Here is a 25,063-nt window from a genome sequence, read left to right on the forward strand (position 1 = left end):
ATTGAAGATTATCAAAAGCCTCAGAGTTCAAATGGCACTGGCATTCTTTGCCGTGTTTCTACTCATTAGCTCCATATTCAGCTATTTTCAGTTCGACCGTATTCAAGAAGTCCTCCGGCAATCATTTGAAGAAAAACTGATTATTGAAGGAACAAGCCTCATCAACAACTCTGACAACAACCCATTCGTCATCCCTCCTTTGAGCGTGGAGCAGCCCGTTCAAATCTGGGTGAATGAATTAGGTAACTGGCAACCCTTCTACACGCATGACTTTTTCCCTGAGGAAGCCGCAGATCTCTTTCTTTCCATAGAATCAGACATTCCCTTCGACCAGGGGCTGGTCATCGATTTCGACACACTAAGCCTGTTTGTTCAGAAAACAAGTTACAGCGAATCTTCCATCAACAGTCGAGGCTTTGTTCTGGCAAAAAGTAACTCCAGACTCCAAAGCGAACTCAGTAACATCAGAATAGGACTGATCAGTAGTATTTTACTTTCCGGGTTGGCAGCCCTAATAGTCGCTGTTCTCTTAGCCAACTTTCTCCTGATGCCGCTAAAGAAAATTGTGGAGAAAGCGACCCTGATTAAAGCAGGGGCCACTATGGACAGATTACCTGTTTCTCAATCAAGCCGCGATGTTAGCGAGTTGAGCCTGACCATTAATGAAATGATAGCGAGAATCGAAAACGCCATCCTACGTCAAAACAAGTTCTTCGATTCAGCTTCCCATGAACTGAAAACACCATTGGCCAATATGCTTGCTGAAATTGATTATCAACTCGAGAGTGGAAAAAGCACGGATAAAACAAAGATGCTAAAAAGTCTTAAGTCGGAAGTATTGCGCCTGTCTCAGATCGTCAGCGATTTTCTTCTCATGAGCCAAATCAAGAACCAACAGATTACATTGAAAAAAGAAAAGGTAAGAGTGGATGATCTGCTGTATGATCTATTGGAGAAAATGAGGTTCTCATTAAATGGAAAGGAGGTTAAGGTCAGTATTCAGTCCGAAGACAATTCCTCCTTTTTGATTTCAACAGATTTATCAAAAATGGAAAGTATTCTTTCCAATTTAATATCTAATGCAATTAAATTCTCTGATTCTGTGGATAATATTGAGGTTTCCCTGAGATCATCATCTGACCATGTATCCCTCATAGTCAGAAATAGTATTAATCCGAAACAACAGCTCAACCAGGGTCACCAGCTAGGACTTTGGCTTAGTCAGGAATTAGCACACAAACTGGAAATCTCCATGCAAGTCCAAAAAAGTGAAACACAATTTATCGCCAGCCTGAGCATACCCGTCAATGCACATAACTAGCAGCGTTAATATCTATAGTACAACCGGTCGCATGATCTGCCAGGCCCGATGCCAACAGAACAATCATAGGAGCAAGGTCTTTCGGCTGGGTTAGTTGGTTAAGAGCGATATCGTTCAGAGCATAGTCTTCACCATACTGGTCCATAAAATCCTGAGCCATATCTGTCCTTACAAAGCCGGGAGCAATATTAAATGCCGTAATGTTCTTTTTGCCATAGTAGCGTGCAATGGATCGTGTAAGAGAAGCTATCGCCCCCTTCGAAGCCCCATAGGCCAGGTAATCAGGCGTATCTCCTCTGAATGCAGCTCTGGATGAGATATTAATAATTCTACCTGCACCAACTTTTTCAAACTCTTCAATGGCCAGCTTGCAAAGTAGTCCCTGAGCTCTGGTATTAACCGCAAAAGTCTTGTCCCAGTCACTTACCCACTCCTCTACGGACGAGGACATATCTGAAGATATGGCAATACCGGCATTGTTTACCAACACATCAAGCCGACCAAAGCACTCTATTATTTGTTCAAACAACTTTACTATATCTTTGGTGTCAGCGAGGTTAGCTTGAAAAGCCTTTGAACGTTCATTCATGTTCGTCAGTACCTGCTCTGCCTTCTGCTGATTAGCGTTGTAGTGCAAAGCCACACTCGCTCCTGACTGGTCACAGGCTTGTGCTATTGCCGCGCCAATGCCCCTGGATGCTCCCGTAACCAATACTACTTTTCCACTCAAAGAAATTTCCATGTCATATCCATTTAAGGTGAATAAATTACATGCTTATCGCGAGCTTGAAAAACATATTGATAGCAATTACGATAAAGCCTTAAACGAATTCGTATGAAGAAGACTTTGCTCACACTAATAGCTGGCGGCCTTTTCGCTACCTCACTTTCAGCCCAAACTGTCACATTTGAAGAGTACGACCCGCCTTCTTCATTGGTAGTTCCGGAAAACCCTGTTAAAACTGCAAAATACCCCTTCATAGATGTTCACAGCCATCAGTGGCGCATGGGAGAACGCGATCTTAATGCACTGGCGGCAGAGATGGACTCTCTCCATATGGGTTTAATGGTTAACCTTTCCGGAGGAAGTGGTAAAGCGATAGCCGATGCCATGGCTAATATTAAGGCCAATCAACCCAAAAGATTTGTGGTTTTCGCTAACCTCAACTTTAACAACCTGGACGAAAACTGGGGAGAAAGAGCTGCTGCCCAATTGCAAAGAGATGTTGAGCAGGGTGCCAGCGGCCTTAAAATTTTCAAAAGCCTGGGCTTATCAGTGACCGACTCCGATGGTAAGCGGGTAGCGGTTGATGATCCTCGATTAGACCCTGTTTGGGCCAAGTGTGGCGAGTTAGGCATTCCGGTACTCATTCACACGGCTGACCCCAAGCAATTCTGGGAGCCTTTTGACGCGAATAACGAACGCTGGTTAGAACTGAAAACACACCCTCGAAGAAAGAGAGAAGATAATGACCCTGCCCCATGGAAGACTCTCATTCAAGAGCAGCACAATGTTTTCAAAAAGCACCCGAAAACCACATTCATTGCCGCACACATGGGTTGGTATGCCAACGATCTTGCTCATCTGGGAGAGTTACTGGATGAAATGCCGAATATGATGGTAGAGATCGGAGCAGTTATTGCCGAACTGGGAAGACAACCCATAATGGCCAACAAGTTTTTCGAAAAGTATCAGGACAGGGTATTATTCGGTAAGGATGCTTACAACCCGGAAGAATACTACACTTATTTCAGAGTACTGGAAACCAAAGATGAATACTTCCCATACTATAAACGCTACCACGCTTTTTGGAGAATGTATGGTCTTGGGCTTCCTGATGAAATCCTGAAAAAGCTTTACTATAAGAATGCCTTGAGAATTATTCCCGGCTTAGATGCCAGTCAATTCCCTAACTAATTGATCAGTTGAAATTCCCGATTCGGTCAGTGAATACTCGACTCCAATCCTTTTCCATTTCTCTTTGGCAACTATCAGCCTACGTTTGTAGTATGCAAAAGAAGCTACATAAAGGTCAACAGCTCATGAGAAGCATATTACTCTTTTTAGGTATCGCCATTGGTGTCCTGATTGTTCTTAGTACGGCTCAGGCACAAGAAGCCAGGCCATTTATTTATGGAGAAGTAGAAACCATTGAGGGAGATACTTACAAAGGACCTATCCGCTGGGGTTCCGATGAGGTTTACTGGGTAGAGCTATTCAATGCCACCAAAACTTCCAATGACTTTATGCGCTTTCTTTCGAAAAAGGAAGTTGAAGAGCTTAACCAACAACAAGGTGAAGGTGGGTCTTCCTGGTTAGGGATTGACCTTGGAGTGATTAGTATTTGGGAAGACAGGTTCTCACGCTCTCAGCATCAGCTCGATTTGCAGTTCGGAGATATTAAATCTGTAGAGCCATCAGGAAGGTCAAAGGCTCGCATTACCCTTAAAAACGGAGTAATCATTGAAGCGGGTGGTAGCGGATATGAAGATGTAGGTGGTAGCGTAGTCATTTATGACTTTGAATTAGGAGAATTTGCTATCCGATGGGACAGAATCAAAGAAGTACGATTCCTGCCTGCCCCGGCAGGTACAAAATCAGGTTTTGGAGAGCCTATATACGGAGTTGTCAATGCCGGAAGAAAAGGAACTTTCAAAGGACTCATTCAATGGGATAGTGACGAAAGATTCATGGATGAAATCCTGAATGGAGAAGACAGGGACGGTAAAAAAGATATTCCTTTCAAAAGTATTAAGTCTATTGCCAAAAAAGGTAATGGAGTAGATGTGGTGCTACATTCAGGTCGCGATTTCTACCTTACCGGCTCTAATGATGTCAATCGTGAAAACCGAGGAGTTGTGGTTTTCAACCCTGAAATAGGCAGAGTAGTTGTTCCTTGGAGAGACTTCTATGATCTGGAAATTGTAGAACCCGAGGCCACATGGACAATGACTTACGATGACTTCCCAACCTCCAGGGGTTTGTCCGGAACAGTAGTAACTATTGACGGTGAAGAATTCAAAGGATTACTTGCCTACGATCTGGATGAAGCCTGGGAGTTCGAAATCCTTGATGCTAATGACGATGATGTCAGTTATCAGATACCCCTCAGGAATGTGAAAAACATTATTCCTAAAAATTATAACTACTCCAGTGTCATTCTAAGAAACGGAACCAATCTGTTGTTGGGCGGTTCACGCGATGTAAGTGATGACAACGATGGCATCTTGATTTTTACTTCTAAAAATGCTGACCCGATTTATGTGCGGTGGTCAAAGATCGATCAGGTGATTTTTGATTAACTTTTGAGTTGTGAAATTCAGCCGAAAATTAATTATCCAGCTAATCGTAGCACTGGTGATTACAGGTGGGGTATTTCTCACCCTGTACCTGACCAATGCCTCACGTGATCTTTACCTCACGGCAGGTTGGATTACCACGACACTCGGATTAGTCTGGCTTTGTAACCGCCTGTTAACCCGACAGCTGGATAAAAAGCTTCCCTGGCTTAAACATGGCAACAAGCGTTTCTACTGGCAATTGGGGCTGGGAATTCTGATTTCACTGATCATTATCAATGTCAGTTATCTGGGCTTGAAGCTAGGGCTGACAACTGACCCACCAAATGATCAACAAATGATAGCCATGAACATTATGGGTATTTTGATTTTGTTGCCGACCATTTCGATCAATTTCGGTATTCAGTTCCTGAGCAACTGGAAAACGGCTCAATTGAATTCGGAACAATTTCAGAAAGAAACAATCAAGGCCGAACTGACTACCTTGAAGAATCACCTGGATCCCCATTTTCTATTCAATAACCTGAATATACTTTCATCGCTTATTAGCAAAGACAAAGAATTATCTCAAAACTATCTTGAGAAGTTTGCTGATGTATACCGCAATATCCTTCAGAGTAGCAAGGAAGAATTGGTCACACTCAATGACGAACTCTGTTTTATAGCTTCTTACCTCTACCTGCTCGAAATTCGCTTTGAAGACACTATACAGACATTTATCGATGTAGAGACTCAGGATCATAAAAAGTTCATTCCTCCACTAACCCTGCAAATGCTGATTGAAAATGCCATTAAGCACAATGTGATTTCAGAACTCCGTCCGCTAAAAATTCACATCTCCAGTCAGAACGGTTTTATCAGTATTAAAAACAATTACCAGCCTAAAAAGCTTGAAATCAGGAATAGCAACAGGTCTGGTTTGGAAAATATTAAAAAGCGATATTCTTATTTCACTGACAAGCAGGTTCAGGTATTTCAGAATACCGATAGCTTTATTGTCAAAATACCACTTGTTGAACTGGAACAGTAATTTGGAATGAAGGTAGTAGTATTCGAAGATGAAAAGCTGGCCTCGGAGCGCCTGGTAGAATTAATTCAGGAAATAAGACCTGAGGCAGAAGTGGTAGCCGCATTGAAATCAGTTGAAGCAGCACTCCTTTGGCTCAAGAGCAATGAGGAGCCTGATTTGCTGGTTAGTGATATTCAGCTACTCGATGGTTCCAGTTTTGAAATATTCGATCAACACCCCATCAAATGTCCTGTTATTTTTACCACCGCTTACGATGAGTATGCTATCAAAGCCTTTGATGTTAATAGTGTTGACTATTTGCTCAAGCCGATTCAAAAGCAGAAACTGGCAAACGCAATCGACAAATACGATGAGAGAAAATCAGATAGCTCATCTTCAGCATTAGATATTGATAAAATTCGCGAAGCCATTCAAGGTTCCAATGTACAGTACAAGTCAAGGTTTCTCGTCAAGTTCGGACAGCGTATAAAAGCCATTCCGGTAGAACAGATTGCTTATTTCTTTTCTCAGGACAAACTGACTTACCTGATGACCTTTGATGGAAAGAAGCTTCCTTTGGACCAGACACTCGAAGAGCTGGAAGGCATTTTAGATCCTAAAAATTACTTTAGAGTCAACAGGAAGTTTATCGTCCACTTTGATTCAGTGAGTGACATCCACCCTTATTTTAAAGGTCGTGTCAAACTCGATCTTCAGCCCGATGCGAATGATGAAATTGTGATCAGCTCCGATAAAACACCACTATTCAAGCAGTGGCTAGATCAATAGAGTGAATCGGACCTTCCGGTTCGGTATTGAGTTCTCCCGATTCAGCTGAAACATTCCCCGATAGAACATGAGAGTATTGGCTAACTAAGGTGTGATGGCCATTTTTGACCTGTCAATTAAAACAAAGGTCATGAACTCAAAATTTAAACTATTCACAATCTCAATTCTATTGCTGTTTATCTCTAGCAGCATGAAAGCCCAGGAAGGTTTCATCTATGGAAAGGTTACCACAATCGATGGTGACAGTTATACCGGCCAAATCCGCTGGGGAAAAGAAGAAGCTTACTGGACAGATTTATTCAATGGTACCAAAGATGGTAATGACAACTACCGCTACCTCACCAGAGAAGACAGGGAGGAACTAAGAGATAAGTATCGCGACAGAAACCGCTGGAACAATGTTTGGGTAAACTGGGGAAGCAGTCGCAACGAGTATGAAACCACTCACGAATTCCAAGCTCGTTTCGGTGATATCTCCAAGATTGAAATCACCAGAAGATCTGAAGTAAGAATGACACTCCGCAATGGAGAGGAGCTTTACATCGGGGATGGCTCCAACGATTTCGATACAGAAGTAAGGGTAATGGATTCAGAGCTCGGTGAAACCAGCTTTAGATGGAGCAGAATCGAAATGATTGAATTCATGGATACACCTGCCAATTTGCGTAATACTATGGGCGATGCCCTTTATGGCACGGTTGAATACTACGGTGGTGAATTAACCGGTGTCATTCAGTGGGACCATGATGAAAGACTTTCTACCGATGTATTAGATGGAGACTCACGCGATGGCGATGTAGAAATTGAATTTGGCAACCTGGCTTCTATCGAAAAAGATGGGTCAGGAAGTACCATAGTTACCAAGTCAGGAAGAGAAATGTACCTGAGAGGTTCAAACGATGTGAACTCCAGCAACAGAGGGATTATCGTTACCACAGACTTTGGTAGAGTAGATATTCCCTGGAGAGAATTCAGAAAGGTAACTTTCTCTGATGCACCAGCCACGATCAAAAAATATTCAGACTTCTCAGGTATGAAGAAGCTTTCCGGTACCGTAACTACAACTGATGGTGAAACACTGACCGGAGAGATTATCTACGATCTGGACGAATCATACACTTTCGAAATGCTTCAGGGTGAAGATGATGATGTGAGTTACATCATTCCATTAGAGTCAGTAAAGAGTATCAGCCCTAAAAATTGGGATTACTCAGAAGTGGTATTGAAAAACGGTACCAAACTTACGCTTGGTGAATCAAGAGATGTAAGTGAAGACAACGATGGTGTACTGGTCTTTGCCGGCAATGGCGATCCTAAATTCATCATCTGGGAAAAGGTTAAAGAAATTACTTTCAATTAGGTCAAGTCCGAAGGTCAAGAACTCTTCATAAGTACAAGTCTGTTGCTTAAGGTCGCGTGTGGTTACGCGGCCTTTTTTATTAAGTAAGTGTTTAGTAAATTTTTTGAATTAAAATCAATGTTAATATTGTACTTTGTCAAAAATTAAATTAATTATAATCATGAAAACAGTGTTAACCTTATTTCTTGCAATCTTCTTGTTCTTACCTGTTGAATCAAGCGTGAGTCTAGAGGCTCCTTACAATGCTTTTGGTACCTGTAGATGGAAGAAAAGAGATAAATGCCAGTACAATTATGATAGAATGATCTTCATCAAGAATAATCGATACTGGGAACCTGCAAACCTTGAATTGTTATGAAGGGATTAGTCATAATACTATTTGCGCTTCTTAGTTTACAAACCAAATGGAAACTCGTAGAGAATGTTGAGAACAGATTAGAAATGGAGGTTTATCCAGGCACCTGTAAAAGCAAGAAAAAAGATCTTTGCATTGTTTTTTCTAGAGCCTACAGAAATAGAGAATGGATTCCAGGAGAAAAACCAACAATAGAATAATATGAAAAATTTAACTCGGGTTTTTGCAGTTATTACTGCGGTCAGTGTCATTAGTATGGTAGCACCAAACAATCAATTTAGTTTTGGTGACTCTGACGATATAAGCTGTCGAAAAGAAAAACAAGAACAGTGTACCAAAAGCAAAGGTGACATTTGTTTTACGACAAGTGGATGCAAAAAAAGAGGTGCTGAATATAATGTAGGAGGAGAACTTTTACCCCTTTAGATAAGTGATGAAAAGAATATTCATAAGCCTGATAATAATCTTATTATCAGGTTTTTTATGCAACGCTCAATTCTCCACAGTGCATTGGAGTGACTTTCCATTGAAGAAGGGGGTTCAAGGAAAATTCTGGAAAGCTACACCTGGCCTGGCTGACCCTACAGACCTTTATTTTAAAGATCATTTCCTAATTATCTTGGATGAAACCAATAAAAATAAGTTCATCAAGATTATCGATACACGCACTAAAAAGGGGTTTTGGATGGGTAGTGAAGGGTTTGGCCCAGGTGAGATTATGTCTACTCAATTAATAGATAAAGGGTTTGACAATAAATCCTTCTGGCTATACGATTTTGAAAATTCAAAATACCACAGGTTCAGTCTTCAGGGTAAACCATCCACTGCTCTACAAACTATAGATTTGGAAGACCATATTCCCTTGAACGCTCTTTGGCTTGACGAGACCAATATTATCATGATGGATTGGTCAATAGGAAAGCACGTATTCCGCATAATGGACTTCAAGTCTAAGAAAAGCTATGATATAGGAGACTGGAAGTCATTAATGAAATTGGACGAACGTATTCCTGTTGCAAATCAAGTTCAGTCACATCATGGTGTATTATATATAAATGAAAACAGAGATTTGCTTGCTTTAGGAGCTCTTATTGTAGATTATTTATTAATCTATGACGACCGAACAAAATCGTTCAAATCTATCTATGGCCCACAAAACCATCAGCTTAGGTACTATAAAGAGAGACCTATTGCACAAAGAGGGTTTACCGGGTATATGAATGTCAAAGTCGTAAATGACGAAATTTATGCGCTTTATTCTGGTAAATATGACAAAGATCTAGAAGATCCAACTGATGCTTATAATTGCAATTTGATACTAGTTTACGACAGGAATGGTAAACCAATTGAGCAATTGCAACTAGACCACAGTATTCAGTGCTTCGATGTAGATACTGAGACCAATACTATTTATGGATTGAACTTTGATCAAGAAAACCCAAGAATCATTGAATTCAAGATTAACTAACATACTGTTAAATCTAGTTACGGTTATGGTTCTTTTCTCCTGCTATTATTCTGAGTCTAACATTTTTATGTTTAAGCACCCTATTAAAACAGGAGATTTAAATAACTCCCTCCAGAAATTACCAGATGATAATCTTTACATTCTAAAGTTTCTAGACTCAGATTGCTCTGGTTGTATCATGGAACTTGAAGAAACCATTAATTGGGTGGAAAGATTAGAAAAACCCAAGGTCAAACTCTTAATTCTCGGTAAAGGAAGGAGTGAAAGGCGGTTGGAGTTTACATTTCATCAGTTAGGCAAGAGTCCCGATTTTTACTCCTTTGACTTTGACGGAGTATATGAGGTCAATTTTGTCCAGAAATTTCAATCACTCAATCACATGGCATTAATTCAAGCCAACGGAAATATTGAATTTTTTGGAAGCTTAAGTGAGCTAGACCTGTTTCTAAACTCTGAAGTCAAAAACTGAACAGAAAATAAAAGAAGATCGCCACCCAGACAGCGTCAACAAAATGCCAGCAATTAGAAAGTATTTTAAACTTTACTTTTTGATAGGGGCTTGTTGAATAGAGTAGATGCTTCACCACATCTTTAGACACCTTGTGCGACTCTAAGAGCAGATACAATAAAAAACCCATTACTCCAGCCATGTGGATAACATGCAAGCCTGAAATCACATAAAGGTAAGCTCCTGAACGCTCTCCGGTAAATAATATATTATGCGCCTGAAGTTCCTTCCAGCCAATAATCTGAAAGCAGGCAAAAATCAACCCCAATAAAAAGGTAATACCCATCCACTTCTTCAAGCCTTCTATATCATCGCTCAAATAGTGAGGCATTATCTTGGTTACCGAGTAATTGGAAACAAGGAGTACAACGGTGCTCACAATAAATGACTTGGGGAATTCAAATTTAAAAAAGTCAACCTCCACTGGTTTAGAGACCGTAAAGGCCAGTATGGTAAAAAAGAAAATAACAGCGCTTCCAATCATAGAAATGTAAACCAGCACCTCATGCGGATGCATTTGTTCCATTTTCCTGAAAGCTTCTTTTCTTAGATTCAGCCCTTCTTTTTCTTTTTTCATTGTCGCTTTAACACTTAAATAAACGAAAGGGTTAGCACAGGAAACAAATAATTTATTTCTGTGGTTTTAAGCTTTTCGTCTACAATAGATAGAATTCATACATTTGCAAGCCATTGAATAACAGGTCTTGAAGGTCAAAGATTTTATAAAGATTTACAAAGAGGATGCGGTAGTTCAGACCATCGCGGAAAAGATAAAACCCAACGAAACGTCACATATAAGACTAAAAGGTCTCGTTGGCAGTCTGGATGCAGTAATAGCAGCAGCTGTTTATCAACTAAATAAGCAAACCTGCATTTTCGTAATGCACGATAAAGAAGAAGCAGCCTACTTCCATAATGACTTGCAAAACCTGATTGGAGAGAAAGAAGTCCTTCTTTTTCCAACCTCTTACAAAAGGCCCTATCAGTTTGATGAAACTGAAAATGCCAATATTCTGCAGAGGGCAGAAATCCTTAACCGAATCAACCATAAAGCCTCTACCGGAGAATTGATAGTTACCTATCCGGAGGCCCTGACCGAAAAGGTGATCAACAAGAAATCACTCAACCAGAATACCTTTTCAGCCAAAGTGGGTGAAAACCTCGATGTGGCTTTTCTCACAGAACTGTTGCAGACCTATGATTTTGAGCCGGCAGACTTTGTTTATGAGGCAGGCCAATTCTCAGTTCGCGGAGGTATTGTGGATGTCTATTCCTATGCCAACGAATTGCCCTACAGAATCGAGCTCTTTGGCAACGAAATAGAGAGCATTCGAACTTTTGACCCGGTATCTCAATTGAGCCAGGACAACATTAAGGAAATCAATATTATCCCTAATGTACAGACCCGATTGCTGCAAGAAACCCGGCAATCCTTCCTGAGCTTTATTCCCAAAAACTCTAAAATCTGGTTCAAAGACTACCAACAGACACTCGACACCATTCAAAAGTACTTCGAAAAAGCAACGAGTAATTTCGATGAAGTACTTTCTGTAACCGATACACAAGTGGTGCTGAGCCCATCTGAGTTATTTGAACAAATTGAGGGCTTCGAAAATGAGCTTGAAGGTTTTCAGCAAATCGAATTTGGAAACAGGTTTTATCGCAATACAGATTTTGAACTTGTTTTTGAAGCTGAGCCCCAAACCTCCTTCAATAAGAATTTCGACCTAATTGTTGAAAACCTGGGGCAGTGGCAGATTCATAATACAGGCCTGTGTATTGCCGCTGAGTCGATGGCCCAGTTTAATCGGCTCGATACTATCTTCAAAGAGCTTGACCCCACGCTTGAAGTACAACCATTAAATATTGGCCTGAGAAGCGGGTTTATTGACAAAAACCGAGAACTGCTTTGCTACACTGACCACCAGCTTTTCGATCGCTTTCACAAATACAAAACAAAAACGAAGCATTCGAAGTCAAAAGCACTTACCCTTAAAGAACTTAGATCTCTTCAACCCGGGGATTATGTGACCCACATCGACCATGGTATTGCACGATTCGCAGGAATGGAAAAGGTAGATGTTAATGGGAGAAAGCAGGAGTCCATTCGATTAGTCTACCGGGATGATGATTTGCTCTATGTGAGTGTTCATTCTATCCACAAAATTTCAAAATATACAGGTAAAGAAGGAGCTCCTCCTTCCATGAGCAAACTGGGTTCACCAGAGTGGGAGAATAAAAAGAAAAGGGTAAAAGGAAAGGTTAAGGATATAGCCAAAGACCTCATTAACCTCTATGCCAAGCGAAAAGATGCTCCGGGTTTTGCCTATTCCAATGACGGATTTCTTCAGGCAGAACTTGAGTCTTCATTTATTTATGAAGATACTCCAGATCAGGCCAAGGCCACAGAAGATGTAAAAGCCGATATGGAACTACCTCACCCAATGGACAGATTGGTTTGTGGAGATGTGGGTTTTGGTAAAACAGAAGTGGCCATCAGGGCTGCTTCAAGGCAGCCGTTAATGGTAAACAGGTAGCGGTACTTGTGCCAACAACTATATTGGCCATGCAGCATTACAGAACATTTTCTGAGCGCCTGTCCAATTTCCCTCTCAAGGTGGAATACATTAACCGTTTTAAGACTACCAAACAGATCAAAGAAACCCTTCAGCGGGTGAAGGAGGGTAAAACGGAGATTCTGGTAGGGACACACCGCATTGTCAATAAGGATGTAGAGTTTAAGGACTTAGGTCTGCTGATCATTGACGAAGAGCAAAAGTTTGGTGTCAAAGTGAAAGACAAGTTGAAGGAGTTAAGGGTGAATGTAGACGTATTAACACTCACCGCAACACCTATCCCTCGTACGCTTCATTTTTCACTTATGGGAGCCCGAGACCTGAGTGTCATTGCAACTCCTCCACCTAACAGACAACCTGTTACGACAGAAATACACACTTTCAATGATGAACTGATTCGCGATGCTGTCAGCTTTGAATTAAGAAGAGGTGGTCAGGTATTCTTTGTACATAACCGCATCAATGATATTGAACAGGTAGGAAATATCATTTTGAGGCTGGTACCAGATGCCCGAATCGGCATCGCTCATGGCCAAATGGATGGTACTTTGCTTGAGAAACGCATGGTCAAATTCATTGAAGGCGAATATGATGTACTGGTTTCGACTAATATCATCGAATCAGGGCTGGATATTCCTAATGCCAATACCATCATTATCAATCATGCACATATGTTTGGCCTTTCCGATTTGCACCAAATGCGAGGAAGGGTGGGTCGTTCTAACCGAAAGGCATTTTGTTACCTGCTCACTCCTCCAACCATAGGGCTTACCAGTGATGCCAGAAAAAGATTGAGTGCACTGGAGGAGTTTTCAGACCTGGGTGATGGTTTTAAAGTGGCTATGCGTGATCTGGATATTCGTGGAGCAGGTAATTTACTAGGTGCTGAGCAAAGCGGGTTTATCTCTGATTTGGGTTTCGACATGTATCATAAAATACTCGATGAAGCTGTTCAGGAGTTGAAAGAAACAGAGTTTAAAGAGCTATTTACCAAAGACCTGGTCAAAGAAGCCGCACAAATAGTGGCACAAGACTGTACAATAGAAACAGATCTGGAAATACTCATTCCCGATACATATGTCTCCAATACAACAGAAAGGATAGGTCTTTACGCCAAGCTGGATAATATCAAAAACGAAGAAAAACTGGAGCGTTTTGTCAAAAACCTAAAAGACCGGTTCGGTCCAATTCCGGAATCTGTACAAGACCTGATTCAAACGGTGAGATTACGTTGGCTGGCGGAAAAACTAGGGTTCGAGAAAGTTATCCTAAAGAATGAGTCGATGAAATGCCATTTTGTTCCTTCAGACAAGGAAGCTTACTTCCAATCCGAAACTTTTGGTAAGGTACTGTCATTTGTACAGCAACACCCGAGGCAATGCAAAATGAAGGAATATAAAACCCGACTGATTCTTAAAATCGATGAAGTACTGACTGTCAATGAAGGTAAAGACTGGTTAGCACAAATGTTAGGTTAGTCTTTTTGTTTTTCCAGAAAACCCTGGGAAACCCTGAGGTAGGCATACATGGTGTTATTCACTAGGTCCATATGAAATCTCAACTGCCTTACACGGGTTTTGAATTCTTCAAAATTGCGGAAAGAATCTGATGGTCCTAAGTTCCCCAGAATATCAAAGAGCTTCACAGCATTTTCTGAGTAAAACTCCTGTGCGGCATAGATCTCTGCAATCTCCATGTTGACCTCATTCGGAAGATAGGTAAGAGAGTTGTTAATCTTTGCTACTTCCAGTGCAGACTGGCCTAAGAATGAAAAGGAGAACCCTACCCCTAAGCCTTCGGTTGACTCAGTATCATTTACATTCAAAGCCAACCAATTATCCAGTGTTTTAATATCACTTGCCACCTGCGAAGAGTCATTCATCAGTTCCCTGCGATTTTCGCTAACCTCTTCAATAATATTCTTCAATGACTGCTGAGCCAGTTTTCTATTCAGGTAGTCCTGTCTCCATTCAGTCAGGGCCATGGCCAACACCACGGCCACAACAATGGATAGGAACTCGAATGTTGCTCTGCGAATACTGATTTTGGAAGCCATTAGAAGCTCATTAGATCCTTGAATTTAAGGGTTTGTCTTCTCGAAACATCAATTTCCTCACCTCCCTTGAGGTAAATTCGCAAGCTCCCACTAAACCAGGGTTCTATTCTTTCAATCCATTTTAGGTTAATGATTTGCTGCCTGTTTGCTCTAAAGAAGGTTTTATCATCTAATCTTGACTCCAGATAATTAAGAGTTCTGGTGATCATGGGCTTTGAATTGCCGAAATACACGGTGGTGTAATTTCCGCTCACTTCAAAAAGTCGGATGTCCGAAAGCTGTACAAACCAGCATTTCTCACCATCTTTCACAAATACCTGATCATTGATAGTCAGTTTATCATCGTGGTTTTCTTCTTCCTTCTCTTTCTTCTTGATCTTGTCGAAAACCTTCGATACGGCTCCGGCCAATCGCTGCTTCTCCACAGGTTTAACCAAATAATCCAGGGCATTATATTCAAATGCCTTAAGTGCATGCTCATCATAAGCCGTTGAAAAGATTACTTCCGGTACCGATTCAAGTTCTTCTAGTAAGTCGAAACCGCTTTTACCCGGCATTTGAATATCCAGAAATATCAGGTCAGGTTTGAGTTCGCCAATTTTCTCAATGGCCTCATCTACATTGGCTGCTTCTCCGACAATGTTCACATTGTCAAACTCTTTCAATAGTCTTTTCAGCTCGTTTCGGGCCAAACGTGAATCGTCAATTATCAATGTCTTCATAAGCTTATTTTAAAGGAACTTTTACCGTTGCACAAACCATATTTTCATTCATGTTTTCAACTACCAGGCTGGCTTTATTACCATAGAGTAGTCTTAAGCGCTCTTTCGAGTTATTAATACCAATGCCTCTTCTGGCTTTGGGCTTACCATTGTTCATCCTCAGCTGGCCGGTATTCTTGACATAAATGTATACAAAGTCATCCGTCAGTTTAGATTCAATGATGATCTCTCCTCCGTTAGGCAGGTTATTGATAGAATGTTTAATTGCATTTTCAACCAATGTCTGAATGATCATTGGAGGAATCATGGTTTCATCGGAAGCGTCATCTACACTGAACCGGTATTTAAGTCTTTCCTCCAGCTGAATGGCCTCCAGATTCAGGTAGTCTCTTACCACTTCCAACTCTTTTTCAAGTGACACTTTCTCGTACTGATCGAACTGAATAGAAAACCTTAGAAGGTCAGACAAGTGAGTAATTGAGTCTCTGGCCTTTTCAGAATCTTCTACTACCAGAGACCTGATATTATTAAGGCTATTGAAAATAAAGTGGGGGTTGATTTGTGCCTTTAGAGCATTCAATTCTGCATCTTTTATCGAAGCTGAAAGTTTCCACTTTTCAATCTCAACCTCACGGGTTTTCTGTAAATACTGATAAGCAAAGTATAATGATGACCAGCAAAGAAAGTAGATGGCAAAGCTTGTCACATAACTAATCAGAAAAACAAAGAGCTTACTGCCTGAAAAGCTATTCATGCTTGCTTCTCTGATCTTATCCATGGTTTCCTGATCGACATCATCCATCTGAGGTAAACCTATAAATCCATCTACAGCCTCCGGGTTACCTTTCATAACTATCACCATTGCACCGATCAGGATGACCAGACTTAATATGGACATGATTGCACCTTGTATTAAGCTGGCCAGAAATACCCTTGGAACCAGTTTAGGGATTTTAAGACTCTTCCAGTCTTTCCTTTTCACATAACCTCTGTAAAGGTGGCTAATAAATACACCGAGAAGTATTGTTAATATATTGGAGCCCAAAACGGGAAGGAAAGGCAGGAACATGGCCATGGCTAAAAAACTGGTCAGCATGAGTCCTGTCCAGCCACCAAACTGCAATAGCCAATAGAGTTTAGTTTTATTCATATTCCAAATAAAGGGTATTCTCTTCTATTGATGTTAATATAATGCCTGAATGGTTTTATCTACTGATTAGCAGATTTTGAGCAGGTTCATTTTAGTCATCTGCAGATTAAATAATCGTTACTATCTGCTGAACTCCGTATACTTCAGGCATTTAACTGATAAAACTGTTTAATTTTAAAAATAATTACCTTCAAAAGGGCGTTGAGCATGTGAATCTAGGTGAGGGATTGTGATAGATTTGAATAGAAGCTTATATTAGCAAGTTCAAATTTCACCTGGACATAGGAAATTAGATAATCATGAAAACAAGCGTGGGTCAATTAAAAGCGGGTTTGTTGGGTGTAGCCGTACTATTTTCGGCAAGCTCCTGTTCTGTTCTGGGTATTGGTGGAAATAAAGATAACATCAGTGCCACAACCGGAGCAGAATATGCAACCGAAAAAAGTCTTTTGGGCTATCAACCCTACGATGATCAGGAATTGCCGAGCCCTCCGGGTATGGTATTTATTCAGGGTGGTCGAACAATTTTAGGTTCCTTCGAGCAAGACCTCTACGGTTCTCGAGATAATATTGAAAGAACTGTTACTGTCAACTCATTCTTCATGGATGAAACTGAGGTAACCAACAGTAACTGGAAAGAATATGTGTTCTTCCAGTACAACCCACAGGATCTTCCTGTGCCGAAATCCACAACTATTCTGGATCCTGATGATGAGGACAATCAAAATTTAAGTAGCCCTCCGGCTCCTTGGATTCCCGATTACAATGGTCCTACCCATAGCAAGAGTAATCCGCAGAACTACGAAGACATTATTCCTGATGACGATGTTTGGGCCAGCGATTTCTCGTTCAACGATGTTTATGCCGAAAACTATTATAGCAACCCTGGTTTCAATAAATATCCGGTAGTTGGTGTATCATGGAGACAAGTAGCTGACTTCTGTAAGTGGAGAACTGACTTTGTTAACTTAAGTATCATTTTCGGAATGGACTACGAAGAATTACCAGAGCAATTCGTTGAGGAGTTCTTCGTAACAGAGGAGACAACAGGTGATTATCAGTTGGCTATTGGTGGCCAACCTATTGGTGATGTTAGTAGTGGCCAGGGCCAAAACATTGAAATTGCAGACTTTGATGAGTTCCAGCAGGAGGTTGTTGAGTACATCAACGTTCCTGAAAACAGAAGAAGATTTATTGAAAGAGGGATTTACCTTCCTGACTTCAGACTTCCTAATGAAGCAGAGTGGGAATATGCTGCTAAAGCCACAGTAGGAACTGTTTATCTTGATGAAAATGAAGAATATGGCAGAATTTATCCTTGGGATGGAAGAGGAGTTAGAAATCCTTACGGTAAGAGAAGAGGCGAATTGCTGGCTAACTTCAAAAGAGGTAGAGGTGATTATGCCGGTATTGCCGGAAACATCAATAATGACGCCTCTGTAATTCCTGAACCCGTAGGCAGTAGAGAACCTAATGACTTTAACCTGTTTAATATGGCTGGTAATGTAAGTGAGTGGGTATTCGATACCTACAGACCGCTTTCATTCGGTGATTTTGATGACCTCAACCCGGTTAGAAAAGACGGTACTAACGATCCTGAAACTGATTATGGTTGGGAAACACTAGACAGCAAAGACAGCATTGCTGCTAACCAAAACCTCGAGTACAGATCTTTGGTCAATGACAGAGCCAGAGTATATAAAGGTGGTTCTTGGAAAGATGTAGCGTATTGGATGGCTCCTGGAACGAGAAGATATATGGACCTTGACAGAGCGACAAATACCATTGGTTTCAGATGTGCCATGATTTCTATCGGAACACAACAGCTAGACCAGTCCAATGGCCTGATTGGAAAAGTGTTCGGTGGAAAAGAATAAGAAATTCGTAACTAAGAATAAAAGGTGACCAAATGGTCACCTTTTTTATTTTACCCCAGCCATAACAGCAATGCTCAACGAACTTATCCCGGCAGCCAACAAAGGTTCGGCACATGATATGAGAGTAGAACCGGTAGTCAACACATCATCTACCAGCAGCACGTTTTGTCCATTTAAAGAATCTGCGTTTGTGGCTGCAAAGATCCCATCAACACCCTGTATTCGATGAACTTTATCCTTTCGGGTTTGAGAAGCTAGGTTTTTCTCGCGTATCAACATTTCTTTTACAGGAACTTTCAATACTTCGGACAAGCCTTCTCCAAAAGCAAAGGACTGATTATAGCCTCTGTTTTTTAGTTTTTCCGGATGTAAAGGAACAGGAACAATCAGATCGAAAGAGTCTGCATAACCACCGAGTAACAGGTCGTGACCAAACCAACGCCCCATCATTCTGCCAATCTCCTGATTGTCATTGTACTTTAAATCATGCAGAACCTGCTGCATAATCCCATCCTTGATAAAGTAGGCATAGACTAAAACTGACTTGACAGGAACTATTCCCTGAAACTTCTCTTTAAATAGGTGGTCATCCGATAGATGACTATTCGTTTTCGGAAGATTGTAATGACAAGCGGGACATATATATTTGCTACCCTTGGGGAGTGGAGCGTCACAACCCAGACAAAGCTTAGGGTAGATAAGCGATAGAAAATCGTTTAAATAAGTCTGAAGCCTCATTTATATCAAATAATAAAATTATTAATGGGTAAAGTACAAGAATTTAATGATTACAGGGCTATGATGAATGAGAAAATCATGGCTGCTGATAACAAGGTGATCAAGCGTTTTTTCAACCTGGATACCAACGCTTATGCTGATGGGGCACTGGATGTTAAAACCAAAGAAATAGTAGGCCTTGCCTGTTCTATGGTTTTACGTTGTGATGACTGTGTTAAATATCACTTAGGAAAATGCCACGAAAGTGGTGTTTCAGATAAAGAAGTGTTTGAAGTATTTTCAATTGCCAGTTTAATTGGTGGTTCCATTGTAATCCCACACTTAAGAAGGGCGGTTGAATACTGGGAAGCCCTTCAGGAAGAGCAGCATGTATAAAAAAGACCTGGAGCTTCAAATCAGATGGGGAAGGCTAATGTCTTCCCTTAAAGATGTCATTGGAAAAAGACCAAAAGACCTGAATGGTGTTCTTTTCCTGATTGGAGTACAAGAACTGGGTAGAGGCCCTCAGAATTTCAGTAAGGAGGAGAAGCAAGACCTTATGCATATTGCTATTTGCAAAGTACTCAGCTATTCCGGATACTACGAGCTCAAAAGTGTAGATCAGGAAGGGTGGCCTCATTGGGAGTTGGTTAAAAAACTCCCCAAGTTTGACTTACTTGATCAGGAAAAACTGCTGAAAATGCATGTACTGGAATATTTCGAAAAAGAGTATCAACTGAAAATAGAAGTATGAAAATCATCTCTTACAATGTTAACGGTATCAGGGCTGCACTAAAGAAAGGATTTCAGGAGTGGTTGGAGCAGGAGAAACCTGACATTCTATGCCTTCAGGAATTAAAAGCGCTGCCTGAGCAGGTAGAAAACTTTTATGAACAACTAGGTTATGAAATGTATTGGGAAAGTGCTGAGAAAAAGGGCTATTCGGGGGTTGCAATCTTAACCAAACATAAGCCCAACCACGTGGAACATGGCTGCGGTAACTCCTTATATGATAGTGAAGGAAGGGTAATCCGTGCAGATTTCGATAACTTTTCTGTGATGTCTGTTTACATGCCAAGCGGTACAAGCGGAGATATACGTCAGGACTTCAAATACGAATGGCTGGATTTCTTCTACGACTACGCCAACGACCTAACCCAGAATCACCCCAACCTGATTATTAGTGGAGATTATAATATTGCACACAAAGAAATAGACATTCATAATCCTGTTTCTAACAAAAACTCATCCGGCTTTTTACCGGAAGAACGTGCCTGGTTATCCAAGTATGTAGATTCAGGTTTTGTCGATACTTTCAGGCATTTCAATGAGGACCCACATCAATACTCCTGGTGGAGTTACCGGGCCAATGCAAGAGCTAATAATAAGGGCTGGCGTATTGACTACCATATGGCCACAGAAAATATGAAAGACAGGCTTAGTGGAGCATCCATTTTACCTGATGCCCATCACTCGGACCATTGCCCGATAGTAGTTGAAATTGACTAAACAGCAACTTTATTTGCCTGTTTATCAATTGTTTTACAATCCTTTAGAAAGTATTTGCGTAATTAAGGTAGACTAATGGGTGAAGTGTATGGGTTCTAATGAGTCTTTAATCAAACAATTAAGCGACTACAAAAGAAAGTTCTATAAGAACAAGGCCATTAAGGGAGCAATCATCCTTCTCAGTTTGTTTCTCTGTGCCTTTTTAGTAATCAATACGATTGAGTTCTCGGCACATCTTTCCAAAACGGGAAGAGCCATTCTCTTCTATTCATTTCTATTGGCCTTCCTGGGTACATCTTATTGGTTCGTCATTCGACATATCATCATGATGATGAACGACAGCCGACAAATGAGCAATGAAGAAGCGGCTATTCAGATAGGCCAATATTTTCCTGAAGTTTCAGATAAGCTGTTGAATGTTATTCAGCTCGAAAAGCTTACCGATAAACAGAGTGATTTATTAATTGCCGGAATACAGCAAAAGAGTCTCAAACTACAGAAAATACCTTTTGTTAGTGCGGTAGACCTCTCTGCCAACAAGAAGTACATTAAGTATTCATATTTACCCGCTGCCATCATTGTTCTTCTTCTTGTGTTCATTCCTCAGTTTCTGACTGAGAGCTCAACAAGAATCATTAACTATAATAATGACTTTGTTCCTGAAGCACCATTCAGGTTTATTGTTGATGATGAGTCGTTGAGTGGTTTTAAAGATGAACCATTCAAGATTACGGTTAACACAGAAGGTCGAGCCGTACCAGAAAACGTCTTTGTATGGTTGAATGACCGAAAGATTAAAGCTACTCAGACCGGTACAGGAACCTTCGAATATCAAATTGCAAGACTAAAGGATGGAACAAGCTTTAAGGTTGAAGCGGAAGGAATAGTTTCCGATAATTATGATGTCAATACCCTATTGAGGCCTAGCCTCTCTTTGTTCGATATTGACCTCAATTACCCTGATTATACTCGTATTCAGGATGAATCAGTAAAAAACTCCGGTAACCTGACTGTTCCGGAAGGCACCAGTGCCACGTGGAACATTAACACCAGTAATACAGAAGAAGTCATCTTTTTCTTTGAGACGGAAAACAACAAAGAAGCTGGTGTATCAAACACCGGAAACAATTTCTCCTTGGAGAAGAAGCTAAATCGCAGCAGCAACTACTCCATCAACCTGCGCAATTCCAATAGCAGCAACAGAGATTCACTAAAGTTTCAGATAGAGATTATCAAAGACAAAAGCCCGTCTATTATCCTTGATCAGTATCAAGATACTGTTCTCTACAAAAACATTGTGCTTGGTGGCAAAATTGAAGATGATTACGGCTTTAGTTCGCTTCAACTTAATTATAGTTATGATGGGCAAAACTATGAACAAGTAAATGTTCCTTTTAACCCCGCCACTCTGGACCAGTCCTACTACTATGTTTTTAAACTAGACTCAGCAAGGATTAAGGCTGGTGCTGAACTCACTTATTACATGCAAGTAGGTGATAACGATGGGGTTAATGGCTATAAATATGCAAAATCGGCCTCATACAATTTCAAAGTGCCTTCTCTGGAAGAGTTGGAAGAGGATATAGAAAGATCTAGCCAAGCCGTGCAGGATGATATTGATAAAACACTAAAAGAGGCCGAAGAACTCAATCAGAAGATACAAGAAGCCGATGAGCGTCTTAAGACCAAGAAAGAGATGGATTGGCAGGATGAAAAACTGATGCAGGAAATTCTTGATCAGAAGGAGCAACTAGCCAAGAAAGTAGATGAACTGAAAAAGCAGAATCAGCAGAACAACCAGAAGCTCAATCAATTCAAACCTCAAAACGAAGAGATCAGACAAAAAATGGATCAGCTGCAGGACATTATGAATAGTGTTCTGGATGAAGAAACTAAAAAACTATACGATGAACTTAGAGAATTACTTGAACAAGAGTCTGACATAGAGGAGTTTAGAGACAAAATGGAAGAGTTGAAGAATGACGGAGGTAATCTCGAAGAAGACCTGGAAAGAACATTGGAACTCTTCAAGAAACTTCAATTTGATATGAAACTGGAGGAAAGTATCGAGCAGCTCGAAGAAGAAATACAGGATCAAAAACAACTTGAAGAAGAAACAGACAAAGGAGAGAAGTCTAGCGAAGAATTAGCTAAGGAACAGGCAGAAGAGCAAGAAGATCTTAAAAAACTGAAAGAACAACTAGATAAGCTCAATGAGCTGAATCAAAACCGGAAAAATCCAGACCAAATACCTCAAGATTCTAAAGAACAACTGGAAGAGATACAGGAAGATCAGAAAGAGGCTGAGGAATCACTAAAAGAAGCTGCTGAACAAGAACAGCAACAAGGTGAAGAGAGTAAAGAGGAACAATCAGAACAGGAGCAGGGAGAGCAGCAACAGGGCGACCAGCCAAGACAAAAAGCTGTAAAATCGCAGCAACGTGCAGGCCAAAAAATGGAGCAATTGAAGCAAAGCCTTCAATCCATGCAGAGCAGCATGCAAATGGAGCAACAAATGGAGGACATGGACAATCTGCGCGATCTGGTCGATAACCTGGTAACGCTCTCATTCAATCAGGAAGGTCTGATGGATGAGTTCAGGGATATTAATCAGAGTGACCCCCGTTTTGTAAAGCTTGGACAGGAACAACTCAAGCTAAAGGATGACTCTCAAATCATACAAGACAGTCTGGTAGCTTTATCACAAAGAGTTTTTCAAATCTCTTCCTTCGTGATGAAAGAGCTCAACGAAATGAATCGTCAGATGGATGGCGCCATTGAATCTCTAAAAGAAAAAAGAGTCAATGAAGTAGTCGGCAAACAGCAATTCACTATGACCTCCATCAATAACCTGGCTTTACTATTAGATGACGTACTTCAACAAATGCAGCAACAAATGGCTGCACAAATGAATGGCCAAAAAGGTCAGGCCAAGAATCAGAAGAATAATCCTCAGCTCAATGGTCTGTCTGAAATTCAAAAACAATTAAGTCAACAGATTCAAGACTTAAAACAGAGTGGTAAGAGTGGAAGAGAGCTATCTGAAGAACTTGCCAGAATGGCTGCGCAGCAGGAACGCCTAAGAAATGCGCTTGAAAACTTTGAAACCGGAATGGAGGGAAATAAATTAGGCGAGAAAATTGAGAAGTTGGTTGAGCAGATGGAGCAAAACGAATGGGATCTCATTAATAAAAATATTACTGATGAAACCATAGAAAGACAACAAGATATTCTCACCAGACTGTTAGATGCCGAAAACTCTATGAGGGAAAGAGGTGAAGACGATCAACGAGAAGCCCAAACGGCAGAAGATTTTGAACTATCAATACCAGAATCACTGACAGAATACTTAAAAGCCAAAGAGAAAGAAATTGAATTATTAAAAACAATTCCTGCTAAACTCAATCCTTACTATAAAAAGGAAACCAATAAATACTTCAAAAAAATCAAAGAAAAGAACTGAGCTCACTGAATGAAGAATATTAGTATTGAAATACCTTCTCTTACCGAAAACATAAGAATCGTTGAGAGCTTTATAGACAATGCAAAGGAGAAGTATGAGCTGACTGATGATCTTTATGGAAACATCATGATTGCTGTTATTGAGTCAGTCAACAATGCCATTATTCATGGTAACCAGACAGACAAACAGAAAAATGTTCGTTTAACAGCCCAGCTACTCGATGGAGAAATCATTTTCTGTGTTAGTGATCAGGGTATAGGTTTCGACTATAAAAACCTACCAGATCCAACAGCTCCGGAGAATGTAGAGAAAATAGGAGGAAGGGGTATTTTCCTTATGCGTAATCTGGCCGATGAAATTCAATTCAAAGATGATGGCCGCACCGTAGAGTTAACTTTCTATCTCGATTAGAAATGTCAGTTCATTTTTTCTCTGAGGACATTGAATTCAAACTCGAGCATAAGTCCAACATCAGAAAATGGATTTCTCTTATCATAGAAAATCAAAATCACGAACTAGAAGAAATCAATTATATCTTCTGTTCTGATGAGTATCTGCTCGACATTAATCGGAACTACCTTCAACACGATTACTATACCGACATCATTACCTTCGACAATAGAGACCAAGCAGACGATCCTATTTCATCAGACATATTTATCTCTATAGACAGAGTCAAAGACAATGCACAGTCACTTAACAACTCCTTTGATCAAGAACTATATCGTGTTATGATACATGGAGTTCTTCATTTATTGGGCCAGGGAGACAAAACGGAGCAGCAACAAATGGAGATGAGAAAAAGAGAAGAAGCTTCGCTATCTTTGCTCCGGATTCCAAAAGTATAGTGTTCCACGTGAAACTTTAAGTCTTTCAAATCACT

Annotated in this window: 22 protein-coding genes and 1 pseudogene; 17 read left to right on the forward strand and 6 right to left on the reverse strand. The window is 40.6% G+C overall.

Translation table 11 applies throughout. The features are described 5' to 3' along the window. Position 1 precedes the first annotated feature (1 nt). The gene (locus ACOOEY_RS10615; protein ID WP_420384686.1) at positions 2 to 1,321 is read left to right on the forward strand and encodes a sensor histidine kinase; all 1,320 of its coding nucleotides are present in this window, start codon (positions 2 to 4) and stop codon (positions 1,319 to 1,321) included. Here the strand turns inward: ACOOEY_RS10615 and ACOOEY_RS10620 are convergent. Then, on the reverse strand, positions 1,305 to 2,063 hold the full coding sequence (locus ACOOEY_RS10620; protein WP_420384687.1) for an SDR family NAD(P)-dependent oxidoreductase: 759 nt from the start codon (positions 2,061 to 2,063) through the stop codon (positions 1,305 to 1,307). The genes ACOOEY_RS10615 and ACOOEY_RS10620 overlap by 17 nt on opposite strands. Positions 2,064 to 2,156: 93 nt before the next feature. On the opposite strand from ACOOEY_RS10620, the gene ACOOEY_RS10625 reads away from it, so the two are divergent. The 8 genes from ACOOEY_RS10625 (at position 2,157) to ACOOEY_RS10660 (ending at position 10,071) form a co-directional block, all read left to right on the forward strand. Beyond that, positions 2,157 to 3,239: an amidohydrolase family protein gene (locus tag ACOOEY_RS10625; protein ID WP_420384688.1), complete on the forward strand. Its 1,083-nt coding sequence runs from the start codon at positions 2,157 to 2,159 to the stop codon at positions 3,237 to 3,239. A 125-nt stretch (positions 3,240 to 3,364) separates the two neighbouring features. Further along, entirely contained in the window at positions 3,365 to 4,624 is a 1,260-nt protein-coding gene (locus ACOOEY_RS10630; RefSeq protein WP_420384689.1) for a hypothetical protein, read from the forward strand. Between the two features lie 10 nt (positions 4,625 to 4,634). Further along, entirely contained in the window at positions 4,635 to 5,651 is a 1,017-nt protein-coding gene (locus tag ACOOEY_RS10635) for a sensor histidine kinase (RefSeq protein WP_420384690.1), read from the forward strand. Positions 5,652 to 5,657: 6 nt separating this feature from the next. Further along, complete coding sequence (locus ACOOEY_RS10640) at positions 5,658 to 6,419, forward strand: LytR/AlgR family response regulator transcription factor (RefSeq protein ID WP_420384691.1); 762 nt, start codon at positions 5,658 to 5,660, stop codon at positions 6,417 to 6,419. Positions 6,420 to 6,609: 190 nt separating this feature from the next. Continuing rightward, the gene (locus ACOOEY_RS10645) at positions 6,610 to 7,779 is read left to right on the forward strand and encodes a hypothetical protein (RefSeq protein WP_420384692.1); all 1,170 of its coding nucleotides are present in this window, start codon (positions 6,610 to 6,612) and stop codon (positions 7,777 to 7,779) included. 556 nt (positions 7,780 to 8,335) lie between these two features. Then, a complete protein-coding gene (locus tag ACOOEY_RS10650) occupies positions 8,336 to 8,560 on the forward strand; it encodes a hypothetical protein (protein WP_420384693.1) in 225 nt (74 codons plus the stop codon). Between the two features lie 7 nt (positions 8,561 to 8,567). Beyond that, complete coding sequence (locus ACOOEY_RS10655; protein ID WP_420384694.1) at positions 8,568 to 9,602, forward strand: BF3164 family lipoprotein; 1,035 nt, start codon at positions 8,568 to 8,570, stop codon at positions 9,600 to 9,602. Between the two features lie 178 nt (positions 9,603 to 9,780). Next, positions 9,781 to 10,071, forward strand: coding sequence for a hypothetical protein (locus tag ACOOEY_RS10660; protein WP_420384695.1), 291 nt, complete (start codon positions 9,781 to 9,783; stop codon positions 10,069 to 10,071). Here the strand turns inward: ACOOEY_RS10660 and ACOOEY_RS10665 are convergent. After that, positions 10,061 to 10,687, reverse strand: coding sequence for a cytochrome c oxidase subunit 3 (locus tag ACOOEY_RS10665; protein ID WP_420384696.1), 627 nt, complete (start codon positions 10,685 to 10,687; stop codon positions 10,061 to 10,063). The genes ACOOEY_RS10660 and ACOOEY_RS10665 overlap by 11 nt on opposite strands. A 127-nt stretch (positions 10,688 to 10,814) precedes the next feature. On the opposite strand from ACOOEY_RS10665, the pseudogene mfd reads away from it, so the two are divergent. Continuing rightward, positions 10,815 to 14,164: pseudogene (gene mfd / locus ACOOEY_RS10670) on the forward strand (transcription-repair coupling factor). On the opposite strand, the gene ACOOEY_RS10675 reads toward mfd, so the two are convergent. Genes ACOOEY_RS10675 through ACOOEY_RS10685 form a run of 3 tightly spaced genes read right to left on the reverse strand, consistent with a single transcriptional unit; the run spans position 14,161 to position 16,614 of the window. After that, on the reverse strand, positions 14,161 to 14,742 hold the full coding sequence (locus ACOOEY_RS10675) for a hypothetical protein (protein ID WP_420384697.1): 582 nt from the start codon (positions 14,740 to 14,742) through the stop codon (positions 14,161 to 14,163). The pseudogene mfd and the gene ACOOEY_RS10675 sit on opposite strands and share 4 nt — an antisense overlap. Continuing rightward, entirely contained in the window at positions 14,742 to 15,464 is a 723-nt protein-coding gene (locus tag ACOOEY_RS10680) for a LytR/AlgR family response regulator transcription factor (protein WP_420384698.1), read from the reverse strand. The genes ACOOEY_RS10675 and ACOOEY_RS10680 overlap by 1 nt, the downstream gene beginning before the upstream one ends. Before the next feature lie 4 nt (positions 15,465 to 15,468). After that, on the reverse strand, positions 15,469 to 16,614 hold the full coding sequence (locus ACOOEY_RS10685) for a sensor histidine kinase (RefSeq protein WP_420384699.1): 1,146 nt from the start codon (positions 16,612 to 16,614) through the stop codon (positions 15,469 to 15,471). Between the two features lie 299 nt (positions 16,615 to 16,913). Here ACOOEY_RS10685 and ACOOEY_RS10690 point away from each other — a divergent pair, with 299 nt between their 5' ends. Beyond that, a complete protein-coding gene (locus tag ACOOEY_RS10690; RefSeq protein WP_420384700.1) occupies positions 16,914 to 18,491 on the forward strand; it encodes an SUMF1/EgtB/PvdO family nonheme iron enzyme in 1,578 nt (525 codons plus the stop codon). 45 nt (positions 18,492 to 18,536) lie between these two features. Here the strand turns inward: ACOOEY_RS10690 and ACOOEY_RS10695 are convergent, their stop codons facing one another. Then, positions 18,537 to 19,229 carry a ComF family protein gene (locus tag ACOOEY_RS10695; protein WP_420384701.1) on the reverse strand — a complete coding sequence of 231 codons (693 nt, stop codon included), beginning with the start codon at positions 19,227 to 19,229 and terminating at the stop codon, positions 18,537 to 18,539. A 24-nt stretch (positions 19,230 to 19,253) separates the two neighbouring features. Between ACOOEY_RS10695 and ACOOEY_RS10700 the strand changes: the two genes are divergently transcribed. The 6 genes from ACOOEY_RS10700 (at position 19,254) to ybeY (ending at position 25,028) form a co-directional block, all read left to right on the forward strand. Then, complete coding sequence (locus tag ACOOEY_RS10700; protein ID WP_420384702.1) at positions 19,254 to 19,604, forward strand: carboxymuconolactone decarboxylase family protein; 351 nt, start codon at positions 19,254 to 19,256, stop codon at positions 19,602 to 19,604. After that, entirely contained in the window at positions 19,597 to 19,962 is a 366-nt protein-coding gene (locus tag ACOOEY_RS10705; RefSeq protein ID WP_420384703.1) for a hypothetical protein, read from the forward strand. Before ACOOEY_RS10700 ends, ACOOEY_RS10705 begins: the two co-directional genes overlap by 8 nt. Then, on the forward strand, positions 19,959 to 20,717 hold the full coding sequence (locus tag ACOOEY_RS10710) for an exodeoxyribonuclease III (protein WP_420384704.1): 759 nt from the start codon (positions 19,959 to 19,961) through the stop codon (positions 20,715 to 20,717). The genes ACOOEY_RS10705 and ACOOEY_RS10710 overlap by 4 nt, the downstream gene beginning before the upstream one ends. An 88-nt stretch (positions 20,718 to 20,805) precedes the next feature. After that, on the forward strand, positions 20,806 to 24,180 hold the full coding sequence (locus ACOOEY_RS10715; RefSeq protein WP_420384705.1) for a DUF4175 family protein: 3,375 nt from the start codon (positions 20,806 to 20,808) through the stop codon (positions 24,178 to 24,180). 9 nt (positions 24,181 to 24,189) lie between these two features. After that, positions 24,190 to 24,591: an ATP-binding protein gene (locus ACOOEY_RS10720; RefSeq protein WP_420384706.1), complete on the forward strand. Its 402-nt coding sequence runs from the start codon at positions 24,190 to 24,192 to the stop codon at positions 24,589 to 24,591. A gap of 2 nt (positions 24,592 to 24,593) precedes the next feature. Beyond that, positions 24,594 to 25,028 carry an rRNA maturation RNase YbeY gene (gene ybeY, locus ACOOEY_RS10725; protein ID WP_420384707.1) on the forward strand — a complete coding sequence of 145 codons (435 nt, stop codon included), beginning with the start codon at positions 24,594 to 24,596 and terminating at the stop codon, positions 25,026 to 25,028. Positions 25,029 to 25,063: the final 35 nt, after the last annotated feature.

The sequence above is a fragment of the Roseivirga sp. genome (assembly GCF_965216855.1).
Taxonomy (GTDB): Bacteria; Bacteroidota; Bacteroidia; order Cytophagales; family Cyclobacteriaceae; genus Roseivirga.